The sequence below is a fragment of the Gilliamella apis genome, from assembly GCF_002142155.1.
Classification (GTDB): domain Bacteria; phylum Pseudomonadota; class Gammaproteobacteria; order Enterobacterales; family Orbaceae; genus Gilliamella; species Gilliamella apis.
This window is the reverse complement of the sequence record NZ_NASD01000003.1, coordinates 1-24,930: the sequence shown is the minus strand read 5'-3', so window position 1 is coordinate 24,930 and position 24,930 is coordinate 1. Positions and strand designations below refer to the sequence as shown.

General features: G+C 32.8%; 28 protein-coding genes and 1 tRNA gene. 16 read left to right on the top strand and 13 right to left on the bottom strand.

The features are described 5' to 3' along the window. Positions 1–2 precede the first annotated feature (2 nt). Complete coding sequence (locus B6C84_RS02175) at positions 3–422, top strand: hypothetical protein (protein ID WP_086320125.1); 420 nt, start codon at positions 3–5, stop codon at positions 420–422. Between the two features lie 533 nt (positions 423–955). Here the strand turns inward: B6C84_RS02175 and B6C84_RS02170 are convergent. Then, positions 956–1,327: an EthD domain-containing protein gene (locus B6C84_RS02170; RefSeq protein ID WP_086320124.1), complete on the bottom strand. Its 372-nt coding sequence runs from the start codon at positions 1,325–1,327 to the stop codon at positions 956–958. Between the two features lie 72 nt (positions 1,328–1,399). Between B6C84_RS02170 and B6C84_RS02165 the strand changes: the two genes are divergently transcribed. Next, entirely contained in the window at positions 1,400–1,744 is a 345-nt protein-coding gene (locus B6C84_RS02165; protein WP_086320123.1) for a MerR family transcriptional regulator, read from the top strand. Positions 1,745–2,090: 346 nt separating this feature from the next. After that, a complete protein-coding gene (locus B6C84_RS02160; protein ID WP_086320122.1) occupies positions 2,091–2,615 on the top strand; it encodes a low molecular weight protein arginine phosphatase in 525 nt (174 codons plus the stop codon). Between the two features lie 72 nt (positions 2,616–2,687). Here the strand turns inward: B6C84_RS02160 and B6C84_RS02155 are convergent, their stop codons facing one another. After that, positions 2,688–3,437, bottom strand: a complete 750-nt coding sequence (locus B6C84_RS02155) for a glycosyltransferase family 25 protein (protein WP_086320121.1) — start codon at positions 3,435–3,437, stop codon at positions 2,688–2,690. 202 nt (positions 3,438–3,639) lie between these two features. On the opposite strand from B6C84_RS02155, the gene B6C84_RS02150 reads away from it, so the two are divergent. Further along, the gene (locus B6C84_RS02150; protein ID WP_065578916.1) at positions 3,640–4,110 is read left to right on the top strand and encodes a NanQ anomerase/TabA/YiaL family protein; all 471 of its coding nucleotides are present in this window, start codon (positions 3,640–3,642) and stop codon (positions 4,108–4,110) included. A 26-nt stretch (positions 4,111–4,136) separates the two neighbouring features. Next, positions 4,137–5,075 (top strand): 2-dehydro-3-deoxygluconokinase, encoded by a 939-nt coding sequence (gene kdgK / locus B6C84_RS02145; RefSeq protein WP_086320120.1) that lies wholly within the window; start codon positions 4,137–4,139, stop codon positions 5,073–5,075. A 105-nt stretch (positions 5,076–5,180) separates the two neighbouring features. On the opposite strand, the gene B6C84_RS02140 is transcribed toward kdgK, so the two are convergent. Next, positions 5,181–5,918: a cyclase family protein gene (locus tag B6C84_RS02140; protein WP_086320119.1), complete on the bottom strand. Its 738-nt coding sequence runs from the start codon at positions 5,916–5,918 to the stop codon at positions 5,181–5,183. Positions 5,919–6,242: 324 nt separating this feature from the next. Between B6C84_RS02140 and uvrA the strand changes: the two genes are divergently transcribed. The 8 genes from uvrA (at position 6,243) to B6C84_RS02100 (ending at position 14,028) form a co-directional block, all read left to right on the top strand. Further along, the gene (gene uvrA / locus B6C84_RS02135; RefSeq protein WP_086320140.1) at positions 6,243–9,083 is read left to right on the top strand and encodes an excinuclease ABC subunit UvrA; all 2,841 of its coding nucleotides are present in this window, start codon (positions 6,243–6,245) and stop codon (positions 9,081–9,083) included. Positions 9,084–9,128: 45 nt separating this feature from the next. After that, on the top strand, positions 9,129–9,728 hold the full coding sequence (gene plsY, locus B6C84_RS02130) for a glycerol-3-phosphate 1-O-acyltransferase PlsY (protein ID WP_165754882.1): 600 nt from the start codon (positions 9,129–9,131) through the stop codon (positions 9,726–9,728). Positions 9,729–9,929: 201 nt separating this feature from the next. Then, positions 9,930–10,535, top strand: coding sequence for a recombination mediator RecR (gene recR / locus B6C84_RS02125; protein WP_086320118.1), 606 nt, complete (start codon positions 9,930–9,932; stop codon positions 10,533–10,535). A gap of 87 nt (positions 10,536–10,622) precedes the next feature. Beyond that, positions 10,623–11,441 (top strand): pyridoxal phosphatase, encoded by an 819-nt coding sequence (locus tag B6C84_RS02120; protein WP_065578910.1) that lies wholly within the window; start codon positions 10,623–10,625, stop codon positions 11,439–11,441. A gap of 18 nt (positions 11,442–11,459) precedes the next feature. Then, positions 11,460–12,170, top strand: coding sequence for a tRNA pseudouridine(65) synthase TruC (gene truC / locus B6C84_RS02115; RefSeq protein ID WP_086320117.1), 711 nt, complete (start codon positions 11,460–11,462; stop codon positions 12,168–12,170). Between the two features lie 225 nt (positions 12,171–12,395). Next, positions 12,396–12,809, top strand: a complete 414-nt coding sequence (locus tag B6C84_RS02110; RefSeq protein WP_065651230.1) for a DUF4878 domain-containing protein — start codon at positions 12,396–12,398, stop codon at positions 12,807–12,809. Between the two features lie 123 nt (positions 12,810–12,932). Next, entirely contained in the window at positions 12,933–13,346 is a 414-nt protein-coding gene (locus B6C84_RS02105) for a DUF4878 domain-containing protein (protein ID WP_086320116.1), read from the top strand. 163 nt (positions 13,347–13,509) lie between these two features. After that, positions 13,510–14,028 carry a C40 family peptidase gene (locus tag B6C84_RS02100; RefSeq protein ID WP_165596300.1) on the top strand — a complete coding sequence of 173 codons (519 nt, stop codon included), beginning with the start codon at positions 13,510–13,512 and terminating at the stop codon, positions 14,026–14,028. A 152-nt stretch (positions 14,029–14,180) separates the two neighbouring features. Here B6C84_RS02100 and B6C84_RS02095 read toward each other — a convergent pair whose 3' ends face one another. From B6C84_RS02095 to B6C84_RS02065, 7 genes are all read right to left on the bottom strand, one after another. After that, a complete protein-coding gene (locus B6C84_RS02095; RefSeq protein ID WP_086320115.1) occupies positions 14,181–15,245 on the bottom strand; it encodes a tyrosine-protein phosphatase in 1,065 nt (354 codons plus the stop codon). 9 nt (positions 15,246–15,254) lie between these two features. Next, positions 15,255–16,070 (bottom strand): PTS system mannose/fructose/sorbose family transporter subunit IID, encoded by an 816-nt coding sequence (locus B6C84_RS02090; protein WP_065578904.1) that lies wholly within the window; start codon positions 16,068–16,070, stop codon positions 15,255–15,257. Then, entirely contained in the window at positions 16,067–16,861 is a 795-nt protein-coding gene (locus tag B6C84_RS02085) for a PTS mannose/fructose/sorbose/N-acetylgalactosamine transporter subunit IIC (RefSeq protein ID WP_065578903.1), read from the bottom strand. The genes B6C84_RS02090 and B6C84_RS02085 overlap by 4 nt, the downstream gene beginning before the upstream one ends. A gap of 42 nt (positions 16,862–16,903) precedes the next feature. Next, complete coding sequence (locus tag B6C84_RS02080) at positions 16,904–17,377, bottom strand: PTS sugar transporter subunit IIB (RefSeq protein WP_065578902.1); 474 nt, start codon at positions 17,375–17,377, stop codon at positions 16,904–16,906. Between the two features lie 12 nt (positions 17,378–17,389). Further along, the gene (locus B6C84_RS02075) at positions 17,390–17,821 is read right to left on the bottom strand and encodes a PTS sugar transporter subunit IIA (protein WP_086320114.1); all 432 of its coding nucleotides are present in this window, start codon (positions 17,819–17,821) and stop codon (positions 17,390–17,392) included. A gap of 200 nt (positions 17,822–18,021) precedes the next feature. Further along, complete coding sequence (locus tag B6C84_RS02070) at positions 18,022–18,873, bottom strand: MurR/RpiR family transcriptional regulator (protein ID WP_065651226.1); 852 nt, start codon at positions 18,871–18,873, stop codon at positions 18,022–18,024. A 247-nt stretch (positions 18,874–19,120) separates the two neighbouring features. Next, a complete protein-coding gene (locus B6C84_RS02065; RefSeq protein WP_065578899.1) occupies positions 19,121–19,420 on the bottom strand; it encodes a DUF6694 family lipoprotein in 300 nt (99 codons plus the stop codon). A gap of 398 nt (positions 19,421–19,818) precedes the next feature. Here B6C84_RS02065 and B6C84_RS02060 point away from each other — a divergent pair. The 3 genes from B6C84_RS02060 (at position 19,819) to B6C84_RS02050 (ending at position 20,868) form a co-directional block, all read left to right on the top strand. After that, positions 19,819–19,892 (top strand) — tRNA-Cys (locus B6C84_RS02060). Between the two features lie 113 nt (positions 19,893–20,005). Continuing rightward, positions 20,006–20,449, top strand: a complete 444-nt coding sequence (locus B6C84_RS02055; RefSeq protein WP_086319667.1) for a hypothetical protein — start codon at positions 20,006–20,008, stop codon at positions 20,447–20,449. A gap of 209 nt (positions 20,450–20,658) precedes the next feature. Further along, positions 20,659–20,868: a thermostable hemolysin delta-VPH gene (locus B6C84_RS02050; RefSeq protein WP_086320043.1), complete on the top strand. Its 210-nt coding sequence runs from the start codon at positions 20,659–20,661 to the stop codon at positions 20,866–20,868. A gap of 6 nt (positions 20,869–20,874) precedes the next feature. On the opposite strand, the gene B6C84_RS02045 is transcribed toward B6C84_RS02050, so the two are convergent. The 3 genes from B6C84_RS02045 to B6C84_RS02035 all read right to left on the bottom strand — a co-directional run bounded on the left by B6C84_RS02045 (position 20,875) and on the right by B6C84_RS02035 (position 24,705). Continuing rightward, positions 20,875–22,023, bottom strand: a complete 1,149-nt coding sequence (locus tag B6C84_RS02045) for a sugar diacid recognition domain-containing protein (protein ID WP_086320044.1) — start codon at positions 22,021–22,023, stop codon at positions 20,875–20,877. Between the two features lie 214 nt (positions 22,024–22,237). Beyond that, positions 22,238–23,383, bottom strand: a complete 1,146-nt coding sequence (locus tag B6C84_RS02040) for a glycerate kinase family protein (RefSeq protein WP_086320045.1) — start codon at positions 23,381–23,383, stop codon at positions 22,238–22,240. Between the two features lie 17 nt (positions 23,384–23,400). Next, positions 23,401–24,705: a GntP family permease gene (locus B6C84_RS02035; protein WP_086320046.1), complete on the bottom strand. Its 1,305-nt coding sequence runs from the start codon at positions 24,703–24,705 to the stop codon at positions 23,401–23,403. Between the last annotated feature and the right edge of the window lie 225 nt (positions 24,706–24,930).

Below are 24,930 nucleotides of genomic sequence, written 5' to 3'. Positions count from 1 at the left end.
TCATGGCCAAAATAAAGCCCCCAAACAAACAAGATAATTCAATAATAAAACCAAGAGAAAATAAAAAGGTTTCTACAAACACATTTACACCCATATTTTCATTTGAGCACATGATAGACAAGTGTCATTGTGTAGATTGTTGTGAAAATGATGATTTAGTTGCATTGGTCAAGAGAATAAGATTATTGAGCAAAATGACATGGAATCAAATACTTTCATCTTCCAGATATAAATTGGGGTGTGAAAAAATTGCTAGGGACTCCATTAACGAAAAAATTCCAACAAAATTACATGGTCAGGAAGACATTAATTTTTTATCTTTAAGGTTTAATGGAATGAAGCCGATGATTGGATTTAGAGAAGATCGTATATTTCACATAATTTGGATTGATTTTGATTTTAAAGTTTATAAGCATGAATAAATCATTATAGTTAACTCATCAAATAGACCAAACACCATTCTCAATCTTCAACTTACAATATTCAACAGCGTCATGTAGCATTACAAAATCGGCGATATCGTATAGTGTTTTCCGTGTTTGATAGAACACGTAATTGTGCTCGTCGTCGCTGTTGATAATGTAGCACTCGCCCGATAAAATCTTCGGGCGTATGTAAATTGGTAGCGTGTAGTTTATTGTTATCATGATGAGTAAGGTTAGAATTTTTTGGGTATTTTATATTGATTGTGTTTTGATGTGAAATTGTGAAGTGAGATTTAAATAAATACTGATGACGGTATTTTTGACGGTAGGTGCAAATTGGCATTGTTATAATTAATTGAATTTAAAAGAATTGATATTAATTTCAATAATTGAGTGGGAGTAAAGATTTTATAGTTATTAATTTCTGTTAATCTATATAAAAGCCATTCATTTCAGAATGGCTTTTTTAATCAGAATAAAATTATTAGAATTTAAAATGATAACAACGAATTATAGTAAAACATGTGCATTTAAATAATCGTTCGCTCTGTTGCATACCAGATTAGCGATTGTGAGTGATCGACAAACTGATTTTCATCATCTAATAATAATTGGATGGCTCTTTTGGCTTCAGGTGAAGTTCTGATACTTAACATTTTTTCTTTACTTTGCCAGTAAATTTCTGCCATTCCATCAAAATCAAAAATGGGCGCACCTCTGCTATTGCGCATGGCATTTCCCGGTTTTTTATCTTGTAATGGTACGCTTTGGACATAATGAAGAATTCCCAGTGCTTCTTTTTGTGAATTAACTAAAGTCGCATGATGGTTACGCCAATAATCATCAAATTCCTGATAACTTAATGTCTTTTTGCGTTTAACTAACGTAATTAATTTGATCATTTAATATCTCCTTTAATAAATAAAACCATATGGTAAAGTATGACAGCGCTGTTAGAGTCAATAGGAGGTGTTATGAAAATTGGTGAATTATCCAAACTTAGTCAAATTAGTATAAGGATGCTTAGATACTATGAAGAAGCAGGATTGCTTGCTCCAAAACGTTCTGTTTCAGGTTATCGCCAGTTTGAAATAGCGGACATTGAGCGAGTTAAGTTAATTCATAAGTTAAATAGTGCCGGATTAACATTAAAAGTGATTCGTAAGATCCTCCCTTGTTGGCAACATCAAAATAAAAAGTTTTCGCCTTGTAAAGAATTCAAAAATGGATTGAGTGACACTTTATTAAAAATAGATGAGCAAATTCAACTTTTACAGCAAAGCCGTAATCATTTATTAGCCTTGTTAGAAGAAAATTAAAATTCATTTTTCACCGTCAGAATAGGTTTTTAATAGCCAAATATTAAAATAGAGTGGGTTGTTACCTAAATTTACAAAACAATGGATAAGTTAATCCTGTATGGATTAGGGTTATCATTTTAATTACACGATATTGATAAAAATTGTGGGTAGTTTTCTTTTAATAATCCCATTATATCGCTAGGCAGTGGTTATCCTTGTTTATTTTTGTAGATTAAAGATGTTCGAAATAATGAAGTAAATAGAATGATATAAGCCAATAAGCATTGAAGTAAAATTAATTAGGATTTAACATTATTTTTGTTATTATAAAATCTATTATTTGGTTAATTATTAAGGTAAAAATATGTTTAATTTAAAAAAATATTTAGTTGGTTTATTAGCATTGTTTAGTGCTTCTTGTTTTGCTCTCGATCACGTTGTTACTTTTGTTTGTACTGGTAACACCGGCCGTAGCCCTATGGCCGAAGCATTAGCTAAGGATTATGTCAACAAACATAATCTCAATATTGAAGTTCAATCACGAGGTGTCAATGTTGATCCGAATGAATTAATCCCAGAAGAAAATACAGTTAAAGTATTAAAAGATAGAAATATTGATATATCGTCACATAAAGCAACGCAATTAGTTAAAGAAGATATCGATAAATCAGAATATTTACTGACAATGACGCAAAAACATAAAGATAAAATTTTGGATCAATTCCCAGAATCGAAAGATAAAGTATTTACATTATCTGAATTTGCCACAGGTAAAAATGAAGATCTTTCTGACCCATACAAATTACCATTATCTGCTTATATCAAAGTAGAAAAACAATTAGATGAATTTTTACCATTGGCATTGGATAAAATTGCTAAAGAGAAATAATTTGATCTATTTTTTTATTAATTATTAATCTAAAAATCTTAACCCGCCTAGCGGGTTTTTCATTGAAGAAATTTAATCAACATAATATTTAGTTTTTTCGAATTTCTTTAATATTATTTTCCAAAGCAAGTAAGATATTAGTCTTTTTTTGACATCTTTTTTAAAGATAGTTTTTCTGTATTTTGAACGTTGTTTAATTAATAAAGCTCTATCAGCATCAATCGAAGAGTTTAAATTATAATCTTTAGTTACCTCGATCAAATGGGGTATTAAACCGTATATCTTTATGCCGGCACATAATCTAAATACTTTAAAAATATCTGCTTCATATCGAATAGGATATAAAAAGTTGATTAATTTTCTTGCTGCGTCATTTGTGATTATATATCCATTTGCTCTCACCGCTTTAGTGACTTCATACAGTTCAAATTCACCCATCTTGGTTTTTTTATTCATGAGATAATGAAAATCGGCAGTAAGTAGATAAATTCCATGTTTAAAATTTTTCTCTTCAAAACTGTTTAAAAATTTTGGTACTTCTGTTTTTAATACAGAATCATCTTCAAGAATTAAGGCATATGGTAGGTTATTATCAATAATTTCTTTATAAACACTAATATGGCTTAGAGCACAGCCAATTTCACCTTTAGTTAGATAATTGTTAGGATAATCGTTGGAAATACTTCGAATGTAATCATCAGATAATTGATAACCATCAATAGCTTTAATAAATTGGTAGTTTAGCTCTAAACGTTGACATATTTTTTCAATATTGGCTTTTTTTAATGATTGTCTTTCTAAGTTAATTATAAATGTTTTCATTTTTTCTTTTTCCTTATTCTTCTAAATTATAACATGGCAAAAAAATCATAAAAAGTAACAATACTTATTAACAAATGATCTATAAAAAATTATTGCTTGAGTATATACTCTTGCCTAAAGATTTTATTCTTCCATATAGTTGTATGTAGAAGAGTATAGTGAATAGTTATTGCATCAATTTATAAGTGAAGGAGCATTAAGTATGATTTTAGGTAATGTTAATCATTTGGATTTAGTTCCATATTTGCCGACCAAAATTAAACAATCGATTGAATACGTAAAGGACAACGTTAATAGCAATACACCAGCTGGTCGTTATGATATTGATGGTGATAATATGTTTTTTATGGTCTCTGATAATTCATTAAGATATATTCATGACGCTAATCCTGAATATCATAAAAAGTATATTGATGTGCAAATTGTTTTAGAAGGTCAGGAAGGTATGGCTATTTGTACTTTGCCTCCACACACTCAAGTTTTAGATGATAAAATAGCAGAAAATGATATTGCTTTTATCAAAACGCCTAACGAAGAAACTATGTTAGTATTACAGCCTAACGATTTTATTGTTTTTTTACCCAATGAAGTTCATAAACCGCTTTGTGCTGTCGATAATAAGATTGCTACGGTTCGTAAGGTTGTGGTAAAAATTGCATTGAATTATTTATAGATAGAGTAAGGATTTTAGGTAACACTATGACTACAAATATCGCTGTTATTGGCGAATGTATGATTGAACTTTCAATAAAACAAGATTCTACAACCCGTAATTTTGGTGGCGACACTCTCAATACATCGGTTTATTTATCGCGTTTGTTAACCAATAAAGATTTTTCGATTCACTATGTGACAGGCTTAGGAACCGATCCTTTTAGCCAAGAAATGCTTGATAGTTGGCAAAAAGAGCGTATTTCAACTGATCTAGTTCAAAGAATGGCTGATAAAATGCCAGGACTTTACTCAATTGTGACTGACGAGCAAGGTGAACGTTCTTTTTATTATTGGCGTAATGATGCAGCGGCTAAATTTTGGTTAAAAACAGCTGAAACAGCCAAAGTTAGTGAGCAAATAGCTAAATGTGATTATGTTTATTTAAGTGGTATTAGTATCGCAATTTTAGATGCAGAAAGTATCGTTAAATTATTAGCGCTATTAAAGCAAGTTAAGGCGAATGGCGGTAAAGTTATTTTTGATAATAATTTCCGTCCGCGTTTGTGGAGTAGCTTTGACTTAGCTCGTAGCGTTTATTCGGATATTTTGTCATACACTGATATTGCTTTTTTAACTTTAGATGATGAAGATCTATTATGGGGTAAATTACCTTATGAACAAGTTATCGAGCGTACTAAAAACTTTGGTGTTTCAGAAATTGTGATAAAACGCGGAAGTGATAGTTGTATCATTGATTCATTAGAAGGCCGTTTTGAAGTTCCTGCTAACAAAATTGCCAAAGAAGATGTTATTGACACTACAGCTGCCGGTGATTCATTTAGTGCCGGATATTTAGCTGCTCGTTTAAGTGGTAAAACTCCTTCACAATCAGCCAGTCAAGGTCATTTAGTTGCCGGAACTGTGATTCAGTATCGTGGTGCTATAATCCCTTTGGACGCTACACCGAAATTAATTGAGAATTAATAAATAAAACGGTCATCATGACCGTTTTTTATTGCAAATCAATATTTGCCGAAAAATTAGCCCTTAATATCCAACCAATATAAACAGTTGGGTATGATGAATAGATTAAGGTAATATTGCAAAAGAACGAACCGGAAAACCAGATGCATTATTAGGCTTGGCTACAATATTAAAGATAACCGCTCCTTTAGCAGGCAGTTGATCTAAATTGGTCATTAACTCAACTTGATAAGTATCTTGCTCTAAAACATAGTATTCGCCTTTTAAAGCATTATTTTCCCTAAATGCTTTGGCTGAATCAGTATCAAAAGTTTCATGACCGATAGCCTTAATTTTTCGTTCCTCAAATAAAAATTTCAGTGCATCAAGTCCCCATCCCGGAATTTGGTTATTTCCATCAGCATCTTTGTTTTCCATTGCCGTTTGTGATGGCCATTTTTTACTCCAATCTGTTCGTAATGCAACAAAGCTACCAGCTTCAATTTGTCCATGTTGCTTTTCAAAGCTTAATACGTCTGCTACAGAAAAAGAGAAATTAGGATCTTGTTGTGCTCGTTGCGATTGGTCGATAACAATTAACGGTAATACCAATTCTTGTAATTGTAATTCATGCAAATAGCGGGTATTAGGCACAAAATGAATAGGTGCATCTAAGTGAGTACCATATTGCCCAGCAAAACTAAAGTTTTGTGCCAAAAAGCCATCATTATGATCAAACAGCGTTTTGATTTCGGCTGGATTAAACATAAAAAAATGTGGTGAATTGTGATCAAATGTATGGGTTAAATCAATCCATTTTTTTGATTTTAATAAATTTAAAGCTTGTAATACATCATTATTCAAAACTAATCCTCACACTTTAAAACACGATTATTTTTTTATTGTAAAATAGCTATATTTTGTAAACAAATAATTTTAAGTTATAGGAATATATTTTTTAGTTCTAAGATCTATTTAGAAAAATTTTGAGGAACGGGGTTTTTGAATGAGTAAAAAATGCTTTATTTTTGTTATTTAATGTACAAATTTGGTTTATATTATTGAAATTCTAATAACCGACCCTATTGAGCTATATAGTTGTATATTTAATCAATCCATACTGGTATAATATACAGTTTATCTTTTGTCTATTTATCTAAACACTCATATAAGAAGAGATCTATGTCAATTAAAGATATCGATATTCGTGGTGCAAGAACACATAACTTAAAAAATATTAATGTAGTTATCCCTAGAGATAAATTGGTGGTAATTACAGGTCTGTCTGGTTCTGGTAAATCATCACTAGCGTTTGATACCTTATATGCTGAAGGTCAAAGACGATATGTTGAGTCGTTATCAGCTTATGCTCGTCAATTTTTATCACTAATGGAAAAACCTGATGTTGATCATATTGAAGGCTTATCGCCAGCTATTTCAATTGAGCAAAAATCAACATCACATAATCCGCGATCAACAGTCGGCACAATCACCGAAATTTATGACTATTTACGTCTGTTATTTGCTCGAATTGGTGAACCACGTTGCCCAAATCATAATCTACCATTAGCTGCGCAAACGGTTTCGCAAATGGTTGACAGTATTATGGCATTACCTTCAGAAAATCGTTATATGTTACTTGCGCCGGTGGTTACTGAGCGTAAGGGTGAGTTTGTGAAATTATTCGAACAACTTGCTGCTAGCGGTTATATTCGCGTTCGGGTTGATGGTGATGTTTATGATCTTTCCGATCCTCCGACACTTGAACTACAGAAAAAACATACTATTGAAGTGGTGGTGGATCGTTTTCGTATTCGTGATGATTTGAAACTACGCTTAGCTGAATCAATTGAAACAGTACTTTCAATTACCAATGGTATTGTTAAAGTCGCAAATTTGGATGATCCCAAAGCTGAAGAACATCTGTTCTCTGCCAATTTTGCTTGTCCAATATGTGGCTATAGTATTTCTGAACTTGAACCAAGATTGTTTTCATTTAACAATCCTGCTGGTGCTTGTCCTGAATGTGACGGTTTAGGGGTACAACAATATTTTGATCCAAAACGTGTTGTACAAATGCCAGAAGTTTCTTTAGCTGCAGGCGCGATTAAAGGTTGGGATAGACGTAATTTCTATTACTTTCAGATGTTAAAATCGTTAGCTGAACACTATAAATTTGATATCGATCAACCATATCAAAAATTACCTGAAAAAGTGAAAGATATTTTACTAAATGGTTCAGGTGGTGACGAAATACAATTTGTTTACACTAATGATCGTGGTGACGTTGTGAAGCGTAAACATGCTTTTGAAGGTATTATCAATAATCTTTCTCGTCGCTATAAAGAAACCGATTCGCAAACTATTCGTGAAGAGTTAGCTAAATATATTAGCCATCGACCTTGCCCATGTTGTGAAGGCTCAAGGTTATGTAAAACAGCCCGACATGTTTTTATTAATGATACTAATTTACCAACTATTAGTAATTTAAGTACCCAACAAGCGAAGGACTTTTTTGATAAGTTATCATTGACCGGACAACGGGCACAAATAGCTGAAAAGATTTTAAAAGAAATTAATGATCGGCTGCAATTTTTGATTAATGTCGGTTTAAATTATTTAACCTTATCACGTTCTGCTGAAACCTTATCTGGTGGTGAAGCGCAACGTATCCGACTGGCTAGCCAAATTGGCGCCGGATTAGTTGGTGTGATGTATGTTCTTGATGAACCGTCGATTGGTTTACATCAACGTGATAATAGTCGCTTAATTGATACATTGACCCACTTACGCGATTTAGGTAATACCGTTATTGTCGTTGAACATGATGAAGAAGCGATTATGGCTGCTGATTATGTTATTGATATCGGTCCTGGCGCAGGTGTTCATGGTGGTGAAGTTGTTGCACAAGGTACGCCAAAACAGATAATGGGATGTAAAAATTCATTAACGGGTAAATACCTTTCTGGCGAGGAAAAAATTGAAATTCCTGCTGAGCGAACCAAAATCGATAAGAAAAAAATGTTATCACTCATTGGTGCGACGGGAAATAATCTTAAAAATGTTACCTTGAATATCCCAGTTGGCTTATTTACCTGTATTACTGGTGTATCTGGTTCAGGTAAATCAACTTTGATTAATGACACTTTGTATCCTTTAGCCCAAAATGAACTTAATGGTGCGGAAAAAAGTGACATTGCACCTTATGAAGCAATCAAAGGATTAAATTATTTTGATAAAGTTATCGCAATTGATCAGAGCCCTATAGGTCGAACACCACGTTCAAACCCTGCTACATACACAGGCTTTTTTACTTCGATTCGTGAACTTTATGCTGGTGTGCCAGAAGCTAGAGCACGAGGTTATAATCCAGGAAGGTTTAGTTTTAATGTCAAAGGTGGACGCTGTGAAGCTTGTCAAGGTGATGGTTTAATAAAAGTCGAAATGCACTTTTTACCTGATATCTATGTACCTTGTGATCAGTGCCATGGTGCAAGATATAATCGTGAAACATTAGAGATTAAGTATAAAGGTAAATCGATTAATGAAATCCTAAACATGACGGTTGAAGAAGGGCGAGAGTTCTTTGATGCAGTACCTATGATTTCACGTAAATTACAGACTTTAATTGATGTTGGTCTTGCTTATATTACCATTGGTCAGTCAGCAACTACTTTATCTGGTGGTGAAGCACAACGGGTGAAACTTGCAAAAGAGTTATCTAAGCGAGATACTGGTAGTACTCTTTACATACTTGATGAGCCAACTACCGGTTTACATTTTGCCGATGTAAAACAATTACTTGCTCAATTACACTCTTTAAGAGATAAGGGCAATACTATCGTAGTGATTGAACACAATTTAGATGTTGTTAAAACTGCTGATTGGATTGTCGATCTAGGTCCTGAAGGTGGTAGTGGTGGTGGTGAGATCATTGCTGAAGGTACCCCTGAAGATGTTGCTAAATTGAAAAAATCCTATACTGGTCAATATTTAAAACCATTATTGCAACGACAAAAAGATAAATAATCTAGACTTATATTTCTAAATTACGGTAACCATAGGAGAAGTATTTTGACATTACAAATTATATTAATGATCATCATTGCTTATCTCTGTGGTTCACTATCTGGTGCAATGATTATTTGCCATGTGATGAAGCTACATGATCCCTGTTTGTATGGTTCTCATAATCCGGGCGCAACTAATGTATTAAGAGTTAATGGCCGTTTACCTGCCGTTATCGTATTAATTTTTGATATGTTAAAAGGTGCGATTCCTGTTTATATCGCTTATCGACTTGGGATATCACCTTTCTTTTTAGGGATAATCGGTATTTCTGCTTGTCTTGGTCATATTTTCCCTTGCTTCTTTCATTTTCGTGGTGGTAAAGGCGTTGCGACTGCTTTAGGTATGATGGCGCCTATTGGACTTGATTTTACTGGTTGTTTTCTCTTAACGTGGTTGTTAGCGTTAATTATTACTGGCTATTCATCTGTGGCTGCAATTGTCGGTTTCCTTTTTGCACCTTTATATGTCTGGTTTTTCAAGCCCGAATTAACGTTACCAGTGACAATGCTCTCTTGCTTAATTATTATTCGTCATAGTAGTAATATTATGCGATTATTTAAAGGTGAAGAGCCAAAAAGTTATACTAGGCGTAGCAGAAAATAGTTTCATGAGATGTTTATACTTTAATTGCCAATCCTAACAATGATTAAAATATTAAAAGTATAAAGCAAGTAATTTCATCTTACATTCTTTAGCATTTAATTAATTTGGAATTGAAATAATAGAATATTTCTTGTTTTATAGATAATTGAAACAAGGTATTATTGATTAATTATATATAACTATATGGTAACAAAATAATTCATGCAAATCAGTCCGTTACTCGAATCACTTATTAGTGCACTTCGTTGTTTACCTGGTGTTGGTCCAAAATCAGCACAACGAATGGCTTATCATCTACTACAACGTAACCGTCAAGCAGGACTTCATTTGGCTGATCAGCTAAATGAGGCAATGAATAACATTGGTCATTGTAAAGCATGTAGAACTTTTACTGAGCAAGAGATCTGCACCATTTGTGCTAATGTTCGTCGTCAAAGCAGTGATCAACTCTGTGTGGTTGAATCTCCAGCAGATATTTTTGCCATTGAACAAACCGGACAGTATAGTGGTCGTTACTTTGTTTTACTTGGTCATTTATCGCCACTAGATGGTATTGGACCAACAGATATTGGTCTTGATTTACTAAAAAACCGATTAGCGTCAGAATCAATTCATGAAGTCATTTTAGCGACCAATCCAACGGTTGAAGGTGATGCAACAGCTAATTACATTGCTCAGATGTGTAATGAGTTTAATATCGTTGCGACTCGGATTGCTCATGGCGTACCTGTGGGTGGTGAACTTGAAATGGTTGACGGTACTACCTTATCGCATTCATTTGTTGGTCGACAAAAGATAGAATTTTAGTGTTATTTAATGGTTTATCGTAATAGATAAAACAGATTATTTAGTAAATATTCGTAGATTTTAGCAAAAATTAGAAAGAGAGATGTTATGAAATATAAAGCAGTTGCTTTTGATATGGATGGTACTTTACTGGCGAGTAATCGTTTAATTCTGCCTGAAACAGTAGATATGATCCAAAAAATTAGCGAGAAAGGCATTAAAGTTATTTTAGTCTCCGGTCGTCATCATACTGTAATACATCCTTATTATTATCAACTCAAATTATCAACACCGGCAATTTGTTGTAATGGTTCTTATTTATATGATTTCAAAAAACAACAAAATTTTGCTGCTAAACCGATGACTAAACAGCAAGCAAAAAAACTATTAAATTTAGTTAACCAATTTGGTATTCATACCATGATTTATACTGATCAAGTTATGAATTATGAAGTTCTTGATGATCATCTTGAAGGATTCTTTGAATGGTTGAATTCATTACCAGAATTCTTACAACCAGAAGTCAAAAAAGTTGATAATTTTGAACAAGTCATTGAACAAGCAAATATGATTTTCAAATTTGCTACCAGTAGCCATAATTTACCTGCCTTAAAACAATTTTCCGATGCAGTTGATGCACTTGATGAGTTCTCATGTGAGTGGTCATGGTCTAATCGTGCCGATATTGCGGTTAAAGGTAACACAAAAGGTAATGGTTTAAAGCATTGGGCTGAACATGAAAATATTAAATTAAGTGAAATAGTTGCTTTTGGTGATAGTTATAATGATATCAGTATGTTTGCTATTGCTGGACTAGGTATTGCTATGGGCAATGCTGATGATGAAGTTAAAGCCAAAGCCAGTTATACAATTGGTGATAATAATAGCTCTAGTATCGCTAATGAGCTTAAAAAATTATTTTTATAGCCAAATGGATTAATTAAAATGGTTTTTGAGGTTCTTTATCAGGACAATGATTTAATAGCAATTAACAAGCCAGAAGGGTGGTTGGTACATCGTAGCTGGCTTGATAAAAATGAAACAGTGGTTGTGATGCAAACGTTGCGTGATCAAATTGGACAACATGTTTATCCTATCCACCGTTTAGATCGACCAACCTCTGGGGTATTAGTTTTTGCCTTATCTAGCGATATTGCTCGTTTATTGTCACAACAGTTTGCGGAAAAACAGATCGAAAAAACTTATCATGCTATTGTGCGAGGTTATATTGATGGTGAAGCTACCATTGACTATCCATTAGTTGAAGAGTTAGATAAAATTGCTGATAAATTTGCCAACAAAGATAAACCTGCCCAAGAAGCAATAACCTTTTACAAAGGTCTTAGTAAAATAGAATTACCTATAGCGGTAGGCAAATACCAAACGGCAAGATATAGTTTTGTTGAGTTAAAACCGCAGACCGGTCGAAAACATCAATTACGTCGCCATTTAAAACATATTTTCCATCCAATTATTGGTGATAGTAAACATGGTGATCTCCATCAAAATCGTGCTTTTAATCATTATTTCGATATTAAACGTCTTATGTTACATGCTAGCACTATTAAAATGATGCACCCAGTCACCCATGAACCATTAACTATCCATGCAAATTTAAGCGAAGAGTGGTTAACAGTATTAAAAAATTTTAGATAAAGTTAATGACTTTATTGATAATTAATTTAAATTTATTAGTGGTATTTGATTTTTTATTTGCAAAACAAATTTTATTGCATTATTGATTTAGTTACTATAACCTTAAGCCGCATATCTAAATATTAAACAATATCTGCAGAGTACTTATCACCATACTTTCAAAATATTGTTAACATTTTCAAGTATTAATAATAGTTAAATTTAGTAAATTATTTAGGAAAAACAATGAAACGATTAACTCAGTATGTAAGTATCTTCTTTTTAACTTTATTCGCTATCGCGTGTTCATCAGGTGAAAGTTCACCAGAAAAAGTCGCAGAAAAGTATGTATCAGCCATGTATAGTGGTGATGCTGATGCAATAATAAAAATGATTTATATGCCAGATGAAGGGAAATCTTCGGATGCGAGCACGATGATTAAGGGTAAATTGCAAGATGCAACAATAAGAGCCAAAGCTTATGCTGAGCAACACGGTGGTATTGCTAAAGTTGAATATCAACCAACTAAATATCTAAATGATGATAAAAGTCGTGCTATTATTGATATAGATGTAATCTTCAAAGATAATACCAATAAAAATGAAGATCTTAAATTAACCAAAGTTGATGGAAATTGGTTTATTGAAGTAGGTTTTTAATTTTAAACATAATATATTACTACTCGTTTAAATATAAAAAAGAGTAAATTAGCTTTTACTCTTTTTTGTTGTTCAATGAGAATACCAATTTATTGGATAAAAAATCAAAAAAGGAAATAAAATATGAAATTGTTAGTTAAATTTTTAAGTGTGTTTTTATTAGCATTAGTCGTTACTGCTTGTTCTTCAGATGATAATACACCTGAAGTGGCTGCAGAGAAATTTATTAAAGATTCTTACAGTGGTAATGTTGATGGTATTCTCGATGCTTTATATATTCCTGATGAATTAAAAACTAATGGTGTAGATATTAAAGTATTAATGAAAAGTAAAATGAAAGTAGCTATTGATCAAGCTGTTGCCACTGCAAAACAAAATGGTGGATTTGATCAAGTCAAAATATCTTCAACTGAATATAATAATGATAAAACTCAAGCTACTATCAAGACAATCATTATTTTTAAAGATGGAACTGAGAATAATTCAGCATTATCATTAATCAAAGTTGATGGTAAATGGTTAATTAATATAAAATAATTCTTATAATTATTTGATAACCTAAAGAGGTGATTCTATCCTTTTTAGGTTATAGATAACCAATCTAAATTTTATGAAATTTTCATATTATATTTTTATTTTTTTCCTCTTTATCATAAATCCAGTTTATGCTCAAGAATTAGCAAATTCCGATAATTCCTATATGGAAAAGACTTCATTAATTAATGTTGGTGATTGGATTTTTCGTAGTGGTGTTCAGACAGATAGTTTTATCGTTAAAAAACTTGATGGTGGTATATTTTCTCATATAGGCATGGTTGTCGCGATTGAACCGGAAATAAAAGTTATTCATGCCACGACAACTGATGATGAGAATATTCCAAATCAAGTTATTATTTCAAGTTTGGCTGATTTTACTGCTCCAGAATTAGCTGAGAAATATGCCATAGCGCGACCAAACTTTTTAACAGATGAGCAAAAGTTACAAATTATTGCCGAGTTGTTAACTAAACAAGGAGAAGAGTTTAAACTTGCTTCTCGTGAGGAAGATCATCTATATTGCACAACGTTATTGTATGACGTTATTATCAAATATAAATCTGATTTTAACCCAGAATGGAAATATGCTAATTTCCCTTTATTGCGTGGTCATTATCTATTTCCGAGCGCTTTTGCCAATTATTCAGATGTTACTTGGATATATAGTTATCCGGAAAACTAACTAAGTAATTGCTGGAAGGTTTATAACAAAATCAAGATTAATTAATCACGATTAAGTGCATTTATGATTAAAAATTTGCCTTTGGCTAAAGACTAAAGTGGTTCTAAAAAAAGCGTAATGGGTCATTACGCTTTTTGATTAAGGGTATTAAGTTAGGATTCTAAATAAATAGCCTGCATTTTTTCAAAATCTTGATCGGTGAAACCAAGTTCTTGTTTAATGTAATTGCTTGGTGTTCCAGCAACTTTTTTCATCGTATTGAGTATTTCTAATACGAAACTTTCACGAGTATCAATTAGACTTAGCAGATATCCTAAAACATCCTCATTATCGGTTATTTTTCGATAAGCTTCCATTTTGATTTTATTGCGCTCTAAACGGTTATCATGAGTTAGCATATAATCATAAATAATATCTGACTCAGATACACCTAACATTATCTGAATAAGTAATACGCCATAGCCAGTCCTATCTTTACCACCACGACAGTGTTGAATACTTGGACTATTGTGGCCATCTAATACCACTCTCAACATTTGTCGATAAGCATTTTTTGACTTTTCACTCAATACAAAGTTACGATATTGTTCAAGAACTTGGGTGCCTTCACCATTGACTAATTCTTTCGGAATATCTCTTAACACACTCTCAATTAAAGCTCGATCTTCATTGCTGGGATCGGCTGCAAATTGGGCTGCAAGTTCTGCTGTTTGTGCTGAAGCATCAAAATTAAAGGTTTGTTTTTCACCAATTGAAGAATTCGGACTAGTTTTAATCTCATTTTCACAACGATAATCTATAATTGTTTGGATGTTTAATGTTTTAATATATTGTTGTGCATCAGGTTTTAAGCCATGAAGATGATTAGAACGGTATAATAATCCCCATTTTACCCGTTTTCCATTTGCACCAATATAACCACCAAAATCACGGAAATTATTTAGACCTGTAATTGGTAAAGTCCTTTCGGCAACTAGATATGAAGAATCATTACCAATTTGTAAAATCAAATAAATACGACGTTTTGCTTGTAAAGGATCTTCAAAACTAAATGGTGATTTAATATCTTGACTGATTAATGTTTTATTTGTTGCATTAACATTTGCTTCTTCAGTCCAATATAAATCTACACGTTGATCTGAATTGTTTTCAAATGAGACAGTTAATTGACCTTGCTTATTTCGATTTAATGAAGCTGTTTTAATTTTAACTACCATATTTATTCCTTACTTTAAAATACCAAACATTGAAAATATTACGCCAATCACCATTACTGCCAGTATTAAGCTAACTGTGTATTTCCCTTGAAACTTCCTAACGATGAAGAATGTGGCTAATGCAAAAAGTAAGGTTAAAAAATTTGGCATGACTTTATCGAACATTTCTTGAACTTTAATCGATTGTTCGCCAACATTTATTGTTAGTGGTGTAGCAACTTTGACCGTTGATGCAATGAGCGAACCCAAGACCATGACACCAACAACATTAGCCAAGTTACTTATTCTTTGAATAATGTTTGAATTTTTTGATTGCTCAATTAAATCTACACCCTTGTTATAACCATAATGAATAAAGAAATATTTGCTTAATACATTAACAAGGTTATAAATTAAAAACATTAATATAGGGCCAATGATATTGCCTTGCAACGCAAATGCTGCGCCAATACTGCCGCAAATCGGCATCCAAGTGAATTTAAGTAAACTATCACCTAAACCTGCAAAAGGTCCCATTAAGCCAGCTTTAACAGAGACTACCGCATCTTTTTCTTCTTCACTGGTTTTCTCTTCCATTGCGGCGGTGACGCCCAAAATTAAAGCGCCAGCATTAATTTGTGTATTGAAAAACTCTAAATGGCGTTTCATTGCTCGGATACGAGTTTCTTTATCTGCATCTTTATAAAGTCGATCTAGTACAGGTATCATACAATGAGCAAATCCTATCATTTGCATTTTTTCATAGTTATATGAAAATGACATTGTTTGTAAGTTCCAAAAGATACGATTCAGATCTTTTTTGGTAATTTTATGTAGAGTACTCATAGATCATATTCCTCTTCAGTGTTGCTATTCATTGATGTTTGGTTATCGGATTCATTATTATTACTGTTTCTGCTATTAGTTGACGCCATGTCATATAGGACTGCGAAAGCAAGGGCGATAAAGGTCACAGGAATAATTGGTAATTTTAAATAGGTAGTTAGCATGAAACCTAATAGGAAAAAGAACCACATTCTGCCCTTGAGTAACATCAGTAATAAAATACAAATACCTACTGCTGGAATTAATTTGGAAGCAACGCCCATACCATCAATGATGCTTTTTGGAATCGCATCTAAAATAGTTTTAACTAAATCACTACCAAAATAAATTGCAATAAAACAAGGAACTGCACGAATTAAAAACCAAACCGGTGTTGAGAAAAAGTGAACTTTAGCTAGTGCTTTATAATTACCATTTAAAACAGAACGTTCTGCCCAAGGATTTAAAAAACATGCGAATGAACGCCATATAATGAGTAATTGTTGACATAACAATGACACAGGTACGCCTAATGCAATACCAGTAGCAATACCTCCGCCAGTGGTGATACCTAGTGAAACGCCGATAATGGCACCGGCAACAATGTCTGGTGCTGAATATGCCCCTACATTACCAATACCCATCCACATTAATTCAAGTGTTGCACTAATTGCTAACCCTTGAACCATATCGCCCATAATAATACCTGCAATGGTACCTGTTAATAATGGGCGACGTAACATCTGCGGACCAACATCATCCAAAGAACAAATTCCCGCCCAAATGGCGACAAGAATAGCTTGTGTTAACATATGTTAACCTCCAAATTAAAAATAAATATTTCGAAAGATTATTTAGTTAAGTAGTGATTTCAGATCGACTATTGGATCTTTAGGAACCATCTGCACCTCAACTGGAATATTCTTAGCAATAAGATTTTTGAATGCTTGTTCCTCTTCTGGTGTTACCGAAACCGCTCTTGATAATTGATGTCGGCCATCTTGCATTCTCATGCCGCCTACATTCACTTTTTCTAGCGATAGTCCTCCTTCAACTAAAGCATTAACATCAATACTATTCGTGAAAAGTAACATGGTTCTTTTTTTGATAGGGGTCTTTTTTAGAATTTCGATAAATTGTTGTACCCCAAATACTAAAACTTTTAGACCAGGAGGTGCCGACATAGTGAGTACCGATTGCTGAACTTTATCTTCAGCGACTTTATCATTAATAACTAATACTTGTTCAATGTCATAGTTTTTTACCCAAGTAGTAATAACTTGTCCATGAATCAAGCGATCATCAATTCTTGCTACATTTATTGGCATTTTGTCTTCTCCTTACAACTCATTAGATTGTTCTTGTTGAACATTTAGAATCTGCCGAACATCTTTACAGCTTTCGGGAAAAGTTTCCTCAATAGCAAATTTGGCGTCATTTAATGTCCCTTCACGATTATTTAAAACTTCAAGTAATACTGGAATATTAAAACCACAAAATAACAATACATCGTCATGTGATATGAGTAGTTCGGTGGCTAGATTGCAGGGTGTTCCCCCCATGATATCCACCAATATAATTACGCCATTACCTTGATTTAGTTTTTTGTAACTACTTTGCATTTCTTGACGTAGATTATCGATATTACTATCAATTAAAACTGATATAACATGAACATTGTCTTGTTCTCCCATAAGCATTTGTGCACACTCTAAAGCGCCTTGAGCAAATGGGCCATGACTAGCTAGAATGATGGGTAAAGGTTGTGGCATAGAAATTTCCTTGTTTTGTAATTTTATTACTAAATATTTTTATTTATTTAGTAACAAAGTTACATCTACGGAGGCAAATAGTCATCTATTTTTTAAGAAATTTTTATGATTTTGTGAACGAGATCAAATTTATGCAAAGAAAGATGATGGTTATAACTAACAAGTTAGAGCTAAAGTACTTGTGTTTTTCTTTTTTGTGATTATTTTGTTGTTTTGGCTGGATATTTACGTTTTTCTCTATTTTGAGTTTGTAAGAGTAATCGTTCATCATATTGGCGAATAAATAAGTTAGTTAAGAGCATATTTACTACAGATATTTGAGAGATTTTAGATCGTATTGGTATTAATCTTGAAGCATGCTCCATCGATGTAGTATGTAACACTATGGTGGCTAAGGATGAAATCTGACTTTGTCCCATTTTAGTGATAGCAAGAGAAGGAACCGAAGATTGACCAGCTAGTTTTAATAACTCAACACAATCAGGCGTTTCTCCTGAGTGTGAAATAATAATAACAAGATCATTTTTATCTAATGTACTGATGAGACTTCGAGTAATGTGAGCATCGAAGTGACAATTGACATCTTTCTTTATTTTGATAAGTTGATATTCCAGTTCTTTACCAACTAAGCCACTACTGCCAACACCAAATATAACTATTTTTTGACAATTAATAATTAAATCAATGGCATTATTTAATGCATGAATATTAACGATAGAGTGGGTTTCATCAATTGAGGATTTTTCCATTGCTTGGACTTTACTATTCACATCAGCAAGAGAATCGTTCAAATTGATATCATCTTGTAATATCTCATTATTAAGTTTTTTAGGGATTGAGCCAATCAGATCGACCTTGAAATCACTGAATCCTTTATATCCTAATTTATTACATAAACGTAAAATAGTGGTGGTACTTACGTGATTGAGTTTTGCTAAAGTTTGGATGCTCATATTCTTGAGTGCTTGGATATTATCAATAATATAGTAAGCAACTTTAAGCTCTTTAGTTGATAAGTCTTTTTTTACTTCTCTAAGCTTTAACTCAATCACTAGATACCTCAAATTTACTGTTCTATTGCTATAAGTATATAAAAATTGTTCAGGAAATTAAAAAAAAATTAACTTCAATAGACTAAATTATATACAAATCAAGTTGTCATAATCAAAAGTAATTCAACTAAAATAATGGTAATTGGGTATATCACGATATGTATTATTAAAAATAAATTACGTAATGAGGTGAAATTTATTTATAAAAAAACCCGCTTATGCGGGCTTTAGCGCTAATCAGTTAAAATTATTTATCAAATTCGCTGATAATTTCTTTAGCTGTTTTACCATTAAGTTTGCTTTTAAGATCTGCAGTTACTTTAGCTTCATCGCCAGCATTAGCTGGATTAGTTGCCGCAGCAGTTGTTGCTTTAACAATGGCACGAGCAAAAGCAATTTTATCGTTATCACTTAATTTTTCACTAGCTGTTTTTACAGAACTAGTAAAAGTTTCTTGTGTTGTAAAATCAATTTTAGGTGCATCACCACCACCACAACCAATTAACGCAAAACTTAATAATGATACAGCTAATAGTTTTTTAAACATTTCCATTCCTTAAAAATAAATATTATAAAAGCAGAGCTATTTTTATACTAAAAGAGTTAATTTTCAAGCAATAAATGTCTTTTAATTGAAAATAATTTATAACATTGTCAGTTTGAATTTTAAGATTGTGAATTTAGTGCAGCATATGTTTTTTTATGATAAATAAAAGCGTTACTGGAAATTATGTCTCATTTTACCCTAAAAAAAGCCCGCTCCTCAAAATTTTTATGATTTTAGTTGTAAATAAGCTATATAAATTTAACTCATCCTTTTTATTGATGTCCTATATTTAGGACATTTAAAATATTCTATGCGACTGCTGTATTTATAACCTATTAAAACTTGACGATAAGGTAAGCCAATGCTAATATTTGCCACCTATTCAGATAGACCTCTTCGGCGCGTTGGCAGAGTGGCCATGCTGCGGATTGCAAATCCGTCTACCTCGGTTCGACTCCGGGACGCGCCTCCATTAAAATCGATAAGTTACCTACAGTATTTGCTCGAATAAACTATCAAGTTAATAGAGATATTTATTCTTTATATGATATAGTTAATGATAATTATAGCGAATTGAGTATTATTATGACGGTAGAAAAACTTAGATATTGGTTATCATTTATTATTGCTTCAGTAGCAGTTTTCTTTTTTATTAATCAATTTGACCTATTTGATAAAAAAAATATTGAAAAGCAGTTAGTTACCATGTCAAAAGAAATAAATAAAAATACTCCATATCAGTTAGATCAGTTTACCATTTTAGATTCAACTATGGCATATAAAAATACAATAGTTTACAAAATGACAATTTTTAATATTAATTTTGAAGATTTAGAAATGGGTTTTGTTGAAAATAAACTTTTTTTGACTGTAAGAAACCTTCTTTGTACTGAAGAAAGTACAAAAAAAGCAATAAATAAAGGGGCGATTTTTAAATACATGTATAATGAAGAAAATAATAAATATTTATTTTCTTTTACTATAGATAGTAAAGACTGTTTGGAAATGTTAAAAGATGAATCAAAATAACCATTCTTTAGTAATCTTAAAGCTGAATATCATCATTAAAGTCCATTTGTAGTTCAGGTATTTTTGTAATTGTAAAAATATTTTCGATTTTTAATGTTATTTATTAAATTATTAGTCAATTAAACAATCAAAAAAGTACCCATCATTTATTGTAAACCATTGATTCAGTTATGCCCACATATAACGTTTATCAAGAAACAGGATAAAACATGGCATATTTTAATTATCATGCTAAAGCCAAAAAACTGATCTCACAAGGGTATTTGATTCACTATGAGTTTGTCGATAATTGGAATGGTATCAAGCCAGCGTTAGTTTTATATTTTAAAAATGCTAATCCAATGCCAATAAGAGAATATCGCTGGCAAGAATATTTACCGCTTATTGGGGGGAGGGTGAAAAGGATTAATATCCAATAGATAAAGCTATTTATCGAGTTGTAATGCAATATAAAGCAGTGCACGATCATCGAATTTTGATAAATCTAATCCTGTTACTTTGGCAATATTGTTTAATCGATATTCAAGTGTATTGCGATGTATGAATAGGGCTTTTGCAGTATTATTGTTATGAAGATTATGAATAAACCAAGTTTGGAGAGTATTTTGCAGTAAGCCATTTTTATCAGATGCTTTTAATTTATTTAACGGTGAAAGTAACTCTTCCGCTTGCCAATCTTGGTTTAAACCATCCAATAAAACCGGTAAAATTAGGTCTTGATAATAATAATTACGGCAATGTGGAAATCTTTTTTTGCCGATTTCTAAGGCGGTTTTGGCGGTTTGATAAGATCTTGCTATGGTATCGTTACCTTGATGAAAATAATTTCCTAAAGATATTTTTATTTTAAATTGACTGAGCAGTTTTGTCTGACTAACTAACTTTTCTAATTTTGTTTTATGTTCTGCTAAATCCCATCGATTAAATTTATTTAAAGCTGGAAGTAATATCACAATTTCGGTTAGCGATTTTATGGCAACTAATTTGGTTATTGTTTCGAGTTCATTTTGAATTTGTTGTAATTCACTCATAGCTGTTTGAATTCCTAACTGGCCACTTTCGATTTCAATAATCACAGTTACATACGGTAAAGATAAATCAATATTTAATTTTCGACTCCACTCAGTTATGTTTGCCATTGTGTTATCTGATTGAATTATTGATAATATAAATTCTTCTTTTAAACGATTATCTTGAGAGAGCTGATTAAGTAATAGCGCTTGTTCCATCATCATCTCAGCTGTCATACTTACTAGTTCTGCAAATTGGATGATTTTATTTGGTTCGCCCGTGACACCAATAACGCCAACAATTTCATCTTTAAGTTTCAACGGAAAATTAACACCCGGTTTAACACCTTTAAGTTTTTTGGCAGTTGGATTGTCAATGGTAACCACTCTGCCTTGTGATATGGCTAATACTGCACCTTCATGTAATTCGCCAATTCGTTCTAAATCACCGCTACCGATAATTTCTCCATGGTTATTCATTATATTTACGTTACAATTGATGATTTGCATGGTTTTATCAACAATATACTGAGCAAGTTTTGGAGAGATGCTTTGAACTTTCATAGTGATAAACTCTTTTATTTTTAATGACCTATACTTTATAGCTTATTGGTTTTTATTGCTAGGACCCTTATCGATATCGTCTGAAGCATTTCAATTAAAGCTAATTTGAATAGGTTATTTTAATGATAAAAATTATTGGTGTTTATAATAATTGGGGAAATAAAAATAGCCTCTTTATTTCCCCATTCTCTTACTTGTTAGTTGTCTGAAAATGTTAAAGTTGAGTAATATTAATTAGACGACCAATATTCTCACTGGTGCGTTCAATATTTTTAAAGCCATCTGCTAATAAATCTTCAATCTTAGCTAAAGAAGGAATAATGCCAAAAATGGTGTTAATACCTTCAGGATAAAGTTCCTCGATATTTTCACCAATCATTCCCGCTAATGCAATAACCGGAACATTGTGCTTTTTAGCCGTTTGTGCAACACCATAAGGCGTTTTTCCAAATTTAGTTTGAAAGTCAATTCCACCTTCGCCGGTAAAACAGAAATCAGCACCAATTAATTGATTTTCTAAATTACTGTACTTGATAACTATATCAATGCCTTTTTCCATTTTACTATTGGTAAAAGCCATTAATCCGGCACCCAATCCACCAGCAGCGCCTGCGCCAGGAATCGTTGCGACATCTTTATTTAGCTGAGTCTTTATGATTGATGCATAATGCTGTAAGTTCGCATCTAGTTGTTCAACCATTTCAGGGGTTGCTCCTTTTTGCGGACCAAAGACTCTTGAAGCACCTTTTTCGCCACATAATGGATTGGTAACATCACTAGCAACAATAAATTCAACGGTATCTAATTGAGGATTGATTTCCGAGGTATCAATTTTAGCTAAATCTCCTAATGCACCACCGCCTTTAGGAAGTAATTGATTATTTTTATCATAAAGTTTTACACCCAAAGCTTGTGCCATGCCAGCTCCGCCATCATTAGTGGCACTACCACCAATACCTAAGATGATTTTTTTAATTCCCCGTTTTAAGCAATCGAGAATTAGCTCCCCAGTTCCAAAGGTTGTAGTTATTAGTGGATTACGTTGTTCTTTAGGAACAAGGTGAATACCGCTTGCAGATGCCATTTCAATAACTGCGGTTGCGTTATCACCCAAAATTCCATAATAGGCCGTTACCTTGTTACCCAGCGGGCCTGTAACTTCACAAGCATATAATGTACCGTTAGTGGCATCTACTAATGACTGTGTTGTACCTTCACCGCCATCAGCCATCGGGACATGAATATATTTTGCATCAGGAAAAACTTTTTTTAACCCTGATTCCATTGCCTGACAGACTTGTTTTGCCGTTAAACTTTCTTTAAACGAGTCAGGTGCAAGTACAAATGTTTTTTGTTTCATAAAAATTACTCTTAATATTACATAATAAATTGATAGAAAATAGTGGCAACGAGTGTCATTGTTCCACCAACCATAGCTTCATATGGGATCAGTTTCATACGTTGCTTAATTGTCATATTCATACTTCCACCAGTGACATGGAAGTAATTTCCTTGAGGTAATGAATCAATAACCGTTGCACCGGTATGCATCATAACTGCTGCACTAATAGCAGGTATACCCATGTCAGTAATGGTTGAACCAAAAGTTCCTGTTGCTAAAATAACACCAGTAGAGGTTGAAGCTGTGGCTGCTGCCATTAATACGCCGGAAATTGGTGATAAGTAATAGCCTGAGATACCCATGGAATCAATAATATAGATAACTTGAGCTGCCAGGTTTGATGCACCAATTAAACCAGCAATAGCACCAGCACCGACCAAAATGAGTACAGTTGGTGTCATTTTTTCAATTCCCGATTTGGTATACATAGCAATGTTACGATGTTGTCCCATGGCTAGCATTCCGATGATCCCCGCAACAGGCAGTACATATAAAGCATCAAGTTTTAAATTAGCTAATGCTTCAATATGGAAAATATTACCGATAGGATTGATCATTAATAGTAAAATTGCGGTTACAGGTGCAACAACAGCTTTACCTAGAGAAGGGTTGTTATTTTTTTGTTCAGTATCATTTTTTTGCAAAGCAATCACTTCTTGATCAGTTACTTTATCACCTTTCTTTTTGATTAATGAAGCAATTAAAACTGTTGCAATTAAACCAAATAGTGCAGGAATAAAACCAGCTATCATCACGTCACTCAAGCTTAAATTGAATCCATTGGCAACCGCAATAGTATTTGGGTTAGGGGAGATAATATTTCCCGCTTTACCACCACCTGAAAGTGCTAGTAATAAAGCTAATCGGGAAATGCCCATTTTATTACCTACAGAAAGCGCAATTGGGGCAACAATTAATACCGCAACAGGAATAAATACCCCTGATGCAGTGATAATGCCCGTAGCTAATGCTAAAGCGAGTAATGCTTTTTTTTCACCTAATTTTTTTACCACAGCTTGCGCGATGGTTTCCGCAGCACCAGATTCCATCATTACACCAGCTAGAATACCTGCCGCTAATACTCTTATTACGGTACCCATAATACTTTGTGTACCGCTAGTTAAAACGGAAACAGTTTGTACTAGATTTGCACCGCCAATAAAAGCACCAATTATCGCGCCAAAAAATAACGAATAAACAGGATTTATTCCGCGTAGAATTAAAAAAATAGCAAGAAAAAGCCCTATAATTGCTCCATACCAACTAATGAGTTCAGTCATTTAAATTTTCCTCATGTTTTTATAACTATTAAAAAAAAGTTGCACTAATTTTATTATTGAATTTGTTGGTTATGCTATGTGGTTTTGCACAAATGTAAGCAATAAAAACTAAAAAAATATTGGGCGTTATAATAGTTTTATGTGATCTTCGTCACAAATTTAGGGGCTTTTATAGGTATTTTATTATTTTTATTCGATTTAAAAAAATATTTCACTATTTTTATT